Below are 6,581 nucleotides of genomic sequence, written 5' to 3'. Positions count from 1 at the left end.
GTCGCTCTCGGATCACTGCGTGGGTCGCTCGCTCTCTTTTGGAAAGGTCATGGCGTACAGTCCCCGTGGCTCGCTGTATCACAAACGTATCTGTCTGCTTTATTCAGTTGTCAAAGACCACAACGGCTTATACGCCTGTCAAAACCTATATGAAGTCATATGGGTTTTGATAGATATACAAGCCCCAGAGAGGACGCAGGAAAGGGGATAATGCGTCACTCTGCAATAGGACGTTGGCTTATGCTACTTTGAAATTAAGTACCTGCTCAATCAGTTTTGCTTCCAGACGGCTACGCATATCCTCGTCAACGCTGGTGTGAGGATTGCCGTATTCGTCAATGCTTGTTCTCATGGACAAGCGGGCAATGTATGGCTCGTAATGGCATAACACAACATTCATAGCCAGAATATCGCCCTGTGAAGCGGAAACGATAACAGGGTAAGGCAATAAGCCATTGCCTTTATGTACCGCTTTATTCTTCTTCATGCTGTTTTTCCTCCATTCTTTTTCTGACTTTTTCAAATCCTCTTTGACGCTTATAGTTCACTGTACGGCGTACAATTTTCAGCAGGTCGGCAATCTCGCCGTCATTGAAGCCTAAACCGTAGAGCAACAAGATAAAGCGTTCTTCCTCAGAAAGTTCCTGCAACGCTTCACTCAACAGCTCATTCTTGATTTTCACGTCGTAGCCCATGACTTTGTAAAGGTCATAGTCCGTGGAATAATCATCATAAGTCGAGAGTTCCGCAAGCTGTTCTGGCGTGAGTTCTGAAAAGGAAATCTGCAAATCGTTCATACGCTGGTAGTGCTTCTGAATATTGATTGTTTCATTCTTCAAAATCTTCTTGCAGTAACAGTCAAAGACTTTCTGAACATCTTCCGGAGAAGTGGGTCTTTTCACATTTTCACCTCCTTTCGTTTGTCAAAAGGCGGTGATTGTAACCGTTCCTTCCCCCTTTCCGTCATTAATACAAATGAGAGGATATGAACTGGCAAAGTTTGAAAAAGAAATCCAGAAAAAGTAAAAAAGCCCAAGAAGTTTTGATAACCTCGTTGAGCTTTAGCGAATATAATCGACAAATATTGAGGAAATTCTACACGGAAATAGCTGTAAACTCCCTTAACATGGATTAAAATTTTTTTGATGATTTTCTTTTATGCACTCCTGTCATTCGTAATCCTCCCTTGAAGAAACCGCCTTGCCAAAATAAGGCAAATTTCAACAGAATAAGCATAAAAGATAAATCCGTCCTAATTCCGTCCAAGTTCCTGTTTTTTGGCAGGAACTAAAAAAGGCTATCACACACAGCAAAAATGCTGTAATTGCGATAACCCTGTGTATCAGATAATCTCTGTATTTTCTTTAATGAGCTGACGAATATCGTCCTGCTTTGCTGGCGGTACTTGACTGATGAAGTCTGCCAGCCATTTATCTCTCTGTTCATAGACGTTTTCATCATCATAATAGGCTGGATAGTCTTGCAGAATGTCAAATTCCCTGTCAGCCCGTTCCGCTTCATTGCACGCCAAGTCCAAATGTTCACCAATCAATTCCTGTGTATAGGAAGTATAGCCCAGAGCCATAGTAATATAGGTGATACGTTCAAGATCTGTCTGTGTCATGGCTTCCTTGCCCGTCAGTAAGTTGTAGTCATGCTGTCCGCATACGGACAGAAACACTTCCTTTTGCTTCTCCGCTTGTCCCATAATAGCCACTCCTAAATCATTAAAATTTTAGCTGTCTGCTGGCAACACAGATAAATTCCTCTGGTGTAGGTGTACTGTTGCCAAACAGACGCTTAAACTGTGCCTGCTGTTCTGGGTCGTCACTGTTCATTGCGTCTATGATTTTCCCCTGTATCTGTTCACGGACTTCTGAAGCAGATAGCCCATGCAGGCGAGCCATTTCTTTTATCATTTTCCTGCTGTCCCTTTTACTGAATTTCATCATACGTTCAGAACACCTCTTTTCTCAAAACTGATGATATATTTCAAAAAATCCATCAAAAAATATAGTGCGCAAATGTTTCATCTATACAGACTATTATATTACACTCTGTGAATAGTTACAATAATGAAAAGCAAGAAAGGAGAGGGAAACTGTGGAAATAGACTATAAAGCAATCGGACAGCGTATCAAGATAGCACGAATTAAGAAAGGAATAACACAGGAAGCCGTCGCAGACCTTATAGATATTACCCCAGCCCACATGAGCAACGTGGAGACAGGGAAAACGAAAGTCAGCCTGCCGACATTGATTGAGATTGCCAATGCTCTTTCCGTATCAGTTGATGTTCTCCTATGTGATAATGTACTTGCTTCACAAAATATTTTCAAGGGAGAAGCAAAAGAGATTTTTGAGGATTGCGACGAATACGAAACCCGATTTTTAGTTGACCTGCTGAAATGTGCAAAATCCGCCATGCGTAGGGATAAGGAAGTAAGAAATCAGTTCAATAGATAAAACCGTAGCGTGCAGATCACAATGAATTGTGAAATACAGCTACGGTTTTTCTTCTCCACTGAATTTATATCCCACACCCCAGACAGTAATGATATATCGTGGATTGTCTGGGTGTGGTTCTATTTTCAGTCTTAGCTTTCTAATAAATGAGGAAAGGTTGCTTGCGTCTGGTGTATTGTCATAGCCCCACACATTTTCGTAAATCTGTTCTTTTGTGAATACCTGTCCTTTGTGGCTGGAAAGGAAATATAATAAGTCAAATTCTTTAGCGGTCAAATGTATTTTATTTCCGTTGGTGTCAGTAACAGTACGAGTAAAACAATCTAAATCTAAACCTTTACATTTCTTGCTTAGAGAAACAGGTGCAGTACACAAAGTATTAGACAGCCATTCTACCAACTGATTAAAAACAGCTTCTTCTTTCTCTGTAAATTCTGCAACTAATATTTTCCCATGTATATCACTCCGCTACATTTTTTTAAGAATTGCCTTTATTCTAAATCTCCAATTCTATTTTTGCAGGACATAATAATCAGTATAAGTCTTTTTATCATGTCCACCTATCAATTTTTCTTCAGAAGCAACGAAACCTAACCGGACTATTGCCAATTTTCTTTCAGAAGCAAAATGAGGAACTTTTGTTGCAATTATCTGGCAATTAAATAATTCAAACACTGAGGGCACGATAAGCGATAATATTTCAAAAATACTTTCTTCCTGTTCATAATCGCTTCTCAAATCAAGTCTTAATAACCCACAGTTATTAAAATAATCATCAGCTTTCCGATTAAATACTTCAATCGTTCCTATTGCTTTGTTATCTGTTTTTGATACAATAGTCCAGCGAACAAAACCTTGTCTGCCATACTCCCACAGCCAATATTCAATTGCTTGTTCCATTCTGGTTTCAGTAGTATAATGAAAGTCATCTCCCCCGCAATTATCACTATTGAAAAATGGTACAGCTTTTTCATCAGAATATACTTTTAATAAATCTTCCTTGTCCTTTTTACTTACCATTCTTAACATATAGTTTTCATTCTCATATTTAGGACATCTTTCATATGGGTTCAACATAAATGCACCTCCGTTTTTATTAACACTATATCACGGTATATATGACAACAGTATGTCATAGTTATTTGTATAAAGAAACAATTTTTGAAGCTACTTTAAAAAGGCGTTTACGTATTTCTTTTGGTGCAATTACCTCAACATCATCACCTAATGACAATAGCGTACCAAGCCAGAACTGCTCATTTTCCACCACGGTCAATTTCATGAACGTGTTTCCATTCGGAAGGTTCTCAATTACGCTCCCTTTCAGATATTCTTGAACCCGCGACCGTGCCTTTTCTTTACATTTTACAACAACATCTATATATTGACGACAATCTGTTTTATCAGACTTTTTCAAAATACTTTCTGGAGCGTCATGTTCTTTTGTAAACGGGATATCCGTAATTTTTAAATCCCTCATCCTTACCAATTTATAGGTACGATAATCGTTTTTTATTTTAGAGTAAGCAAGAAGATACCAAGCGTACCACCTGTATAAGACTGCAATCGGCTCTACACTGTGTACACGAGTTTCATTGTTATTATTCGTATATATAAAATCTACCATACGTTTTTGAACTATGGCAGTTTGCAATGTTTGCAGAGTAGCTTGCTCACCTTCTCGTAAGACAGAAAAATCTAATATAATATTCATATTGTTTTGATTAAATATGTGAGATATTTTTTCTAATGTATGTTTTGCATTTTGATCATTTGTAGCCGAAACCAATCCTTTAAGCGCAGTCAAAATATAAGAATAATCATTTGAAGTGGCAAGATGTTTATCAAGTTTAAACTGCGAGGATATTTCATAACCACCTGTTGCCCCAGTTACTGAAATAATCGGAATTCCGGCAAGACATAATGAGTCAATATCTCTCTGGATAGTTCGCACGGAAACTTCAAAATATTTAGCTAATTCATTCGCAGATGTTCTTCCATGATTGAGAAGATAGACGGTTATCGCATAAAGACGTTCTATTTTCATTTACTCATTCCTCCTAATTTCTAAAATGTATTATATCTTAATGAGCCTTTGTAGTTCAATAAACAGCCAATATAATCTGTTATATCTTGTTATGAGATTTCTTGTTCCTATCTTTGTTCTTATAAGCAGTTAGTAAAATATACTTGTGCAAACTTTATAAACAGATAAGGTGAACACATTCAAAGGATTTAATTAAAATACTGTAACCACTGTTAATAGACAATAATTTTACAAAAAGATATACTTTAAAAAAACAGGCTTGCTTATCAATGTATTCCACGAAGCAAGCCTGTTTTACTTATCCTTGAATTTTCCAGTTACTATCCTTATGAAGCGTCAGCTCATATTGTGATACCTGTGTCGCCTTTGTCTGATTATCAATGAATTTTACAGCTACTTTGACTTTCACATTATCGCCGTCAGCCGTAAATACAGGATTGACAAGCTCGGAATAGAGGTAGTCACCGTTTATCGGTTCAAGAGCATTTCCCTCTACATAGTAGGCAAGCTCCTTGTCCGTTGCGGTAGGGTACAGCTTGAAGAACGTTTCCAAAAATGCCGTAGCGTCATTGACGGTGTCAGCGTCCACGCTGTTGTCTGCTTCCTGTGCTTTTGGTTCATAATCGGATTTTTCCATAGTTGAGGCAAGGGTCGGGTTCTGGATAATCACCATATCCCCGTCAGCGTCCACATGAACAATCACGGTATAGGTTTCTGATACATTCCTTGTCTGGTCGCCCTCTTTTATCTGCTGATCTACTTCGTAGGTAACAGTAAAAGCGTCCTCCCCAGACTGTTCCACGTCCCAGATAAATACGTCCGTGACCGTGGAGCTGGTCGGTATATCCGTTCTCACCGTATCAACATTCAAATCCTGCAATTCCTGTGTCAGATAAGCACTGATAGACTGTGTCCTTGCTTCGATAGCTTCCTTGCTGTTGCTCCATGTGTAATAGGACTTCGCAAAGTTCTTGATAAAATTTTCTATGCCGTTGGTGTCATTCAAACGGAGCTGTATGGTTTCTATCTCATGCGTGGTGTGCTGGTCGATAGCCGTAAAATTCTTATACACACCAAAGCTCACACTTGCGATAAGCACCACCCAGAGGGCAATGACGGACTTCTTATGCGTCCCCACTTTCATAGTGTGGACTTTCTTTTCCTTTATCGGTTTTTCTTTCTTCTTAAACATGATTTCCATTCCTTTCTATTGCTTAATTCTGCCAGCCCCTATCAAATGCTGTTGCCAGTAGGAGCTTGTAAGGTCGGCATAGCCTATCGGGTCGCCAGCGTGGTACATCTGGTTATTTCCCACATAGATACCGACGTGGGTCACATACGTTCCCGCATTGTAGGTACTGTGGAAGAACACCAAATCCCCAGCCTGTGCCTGTGAAAGCGGGATATGCTGGGTAGCGTCATACTGTGCCTGTGCCGTTCTCGGCAGATTGATACCCGCCTTGCCATAGCACCATTGAACCAGCCCCGAACAGTCAAAAGAAGTGTTAGGATTGCTCCCACCGTACACATAGTCCCAGCCTTGATATTTGAGAGCTTCGTTCATTATCTTCTGTGCCAGTTCACCCGATACTTGACTGACCGTGAGATACTGGCTCACAAGCTCCACATAGAACATATTCCCATACCCGTAACGCCAGCCACCATTGCGGGCGACAGCGATAGGGTTCGTGTAGGTGACTTTCTTCCCGCCAGATTTATCACGGGCGAAATTCTCTGCCAGCGTGAAGCTGTGTTTTTTTCCATTCTTAGCCACATAGTTGATATAACCACCGCCATAGTTATAGGACTGCACCACGACGTTTATATCCTCTCTGCCTTGACTTTCTGCTGAAGAAAGCAGGGACGCAAAATACTTGCACCCCTGCTTGATTGAGCTTTCTGTATCAAGAGAATTAGGCGGTAAGCCCATGCTCTCGGAACTCTGCATAACGTCCTCGGCTGTCCCGCCACTTTCCACCTGTATGATTGCCAGCAGATAGGGGACGTACTCGGATATGCCGTATTCTCTGGCGTATTTCTCCACCATAGGCTGATGTTTCAAGACCTC

Annotated in this window: 11 protein-coding genes; 2 read left to right on the top strand and 9 right to left on the bottom strand. The window is 40.3% G+C overall.

Going from position 1 to position 6,581, the window contains the following annotated elements; all coding sequences use genetic code 11:
• On the top strand, positions 1-211 hold a 211-nt coding region (locus B5F18_RS12640), incomplete at its 5' end, for a hypothetical protein (RefSeq protein WP_204217119.1).
• Positions 212-238: 27 nt separating this feature from the next.
• Here the strand turns inward: B5F18_RS12640 and B5F18_RS12160 are convergent.
• The 4 genes from B5F18_RS12160 to B5F18_RS12145 all read right to left on the bottom strand — a co-directional run bounded on the left by B5F18_RS12160 (position 239) and on the right by B5F18_RS12145 (position 1,952).
• A complete protein-coding gene (locus B5F18_RS12160; RefSeq protein WP_032547283.1) occupies positions 239-487 on the bottom strand; it encodes a helix-turn-helix domain-containing protein in 249 nt (82 codons plus the stop codon).
• A complete protein-coding gene (locus B5F18_RS12155; protein WP_087157912.1) occupies positions 474-902 on the bottom strand; it encodes an RNA polymerase sigma factor in 429 nt (142 codons plus the stop codon). Before B5F18_RS12155 ends, B5F18_RS12160 begins: the two co-directional genes overlap by 14 nt.
• Positions 903-1,342: 440 nt before the next feature.
• Entirely contained in the window at positions 1,343-1,708 is a 366-nt protein-coding gene (locus tag B5F18_RS12150; RefSeq protein ID WP_087157911.1) for a hypothetical protein, read from the bottom strand.
• 19 nt (positions 1,709-1,727) lie between these two features.
• Positions 1,728-1,952 (bottom strand): hypothetical protein, encoded by a 225-nt coding sequence (locus tag B5F18_RS12145; protein ID WP_087157910.1) that lies wholly within the window; start codon positions 1,950-1,952, stop codon positions 1,728-1,730.
• 151 nt (positions 1,953-2,103) lie between these two features.
• On the opposite strand from B5F18_RS12145, the gene B5F18_RS12140 reads away from it, so the two are divergent.
• Positions 2,104-2,466: a helix-turn-helix domain-containing protein gene (locus B5F18_RS12140; protein ID WP_087157909.1), complete on the top strand. Its 363-nt coding sequence runs from the start codon at positions 2,104-2,106 to the stop codon at positions 2,464-2,466.
• Between the two features lie 39 nt (positions 2,467-2,505).
• Here the strand turns inward: B5F18_RS12140 and B5F18_RS12135 are convergent, their stop codons facing one another.
• The 5 genes from B5F18_RS12135 to B5F18_RS12115 form a co-directional block, all read right to left on the bottom strand.
• On the bottom strand, positions 2,506-2,865 hold the full coding sequence (locus B5F18_RS12135) for a winged helix-turn-helix domain-containing protein (RefSeq protein WP_242955870.1): 360 nt from the start codon (positions 2,863-2,865) through the stop codon (positions 2,506-2,508).
• Between the two features lie 111 nt (positions 2,866-2,976).
• A complete protein-coding gene (locus B5F18_RS12130; protein WP_087157907.1) occupies positions 2,977-3,543 on the bottom strand; it encodes a GNAT family N-acetyltransferase in 567 nt (188 codons plus the stop codon).
• Positions 3,544-3,604: 61 nt separating this feature from the next.
• Complete coding sequence (locus B5F18_RS12125) at positions 3,605-4,513, bottom strand: helix-turn-helix transcriptional regulator (RefSeq protein ID WP_087157906.1); 909 nt, start codon at positions 4,511-4,513, stop codon at positions 3,605-3,607.
• 298 nt (positions 4,514-4,811) lie between these two features.
• Positions 4,812-5,705 carry a conjugal transfer protein gene (locus B5F18_RS12120; RefSeq protein WP_087157905.1) on the bottom strand — a complete coding sequence of 298 codons (894 nt, stop codon included), beginning with the start codon at positions 5,703-5,705 and terminating at the stop codon, positions 4,812-4,814.
• A gap of 15 nt (positions 5,706-5,720) precedes the next feature.
• The coding region (locus B5F18_RS12115; protein ID WP_143468431.1) for a bifunctional lytic transglycosylase/C40 family peptidase at positions 5,721-6,581 on the bottom strand (861 nt) is incomplete at its 5' end.

This window comes from Lachnoclostridium sp. An181 (genome assembly GCF_002160325.1).
Lineage (GTDB): Bacteria > Bacillota > Clostridia > Lachnospirales > Lachnospiraceae > An181.
Note: the sequence above shows the minus strand (reverse complement) of the source record. Positions and strands in the feature narration are given on the sequence as shown.

Excerpts from the sequence above, each read along its gene's own strand:
- B5F18_RS12160 (WP_032547283.1), bottom strand. The coding sequence starts at position 487 with ATGAAGAAGAATAAAGCGGTACATAAAGGCAATGGCTTATTGCCTTAC.
- B5F18_RS12150 (WP_087157911.1), bottom strand. The coding sequence starts at position 1,708 with ATGGGACAAGCGGAGAAGCAAAAGGAAGTGTTTCTGTCCGTATGCGGA.
- B5F18_RS12145 (WP_087157910.1), bottom strand. The coding sequence starts at position 1,952 with ATGATGAAATTCAGTAAAAGGGACAGCAGGAAAATGATAAAAGAAATG.
- B5F18_RS12130 (WP_087157907.1), bottom strand. The coding sequence starts at position 3,543 with ATGTTGAACCCATATGAAAGATGTCCTAAATATGAGAATGAAAACTAT.
- B5F18_RS12125 (WP_087157906.1), bottom strand. The coding sequence starts at position 4,513 with ATGAAAATAGAACGTCTTTATGCGATAACCGTCTATCTTCTCAATCAT.
- B5F18_RS12120 (WP_087157905.1), bottom strand. The coding sequence starts at position 5,705 with ATGTTTAAGAAGAAAGAAAAACCGATAAAGGAAAAGAAAGTCCACACT.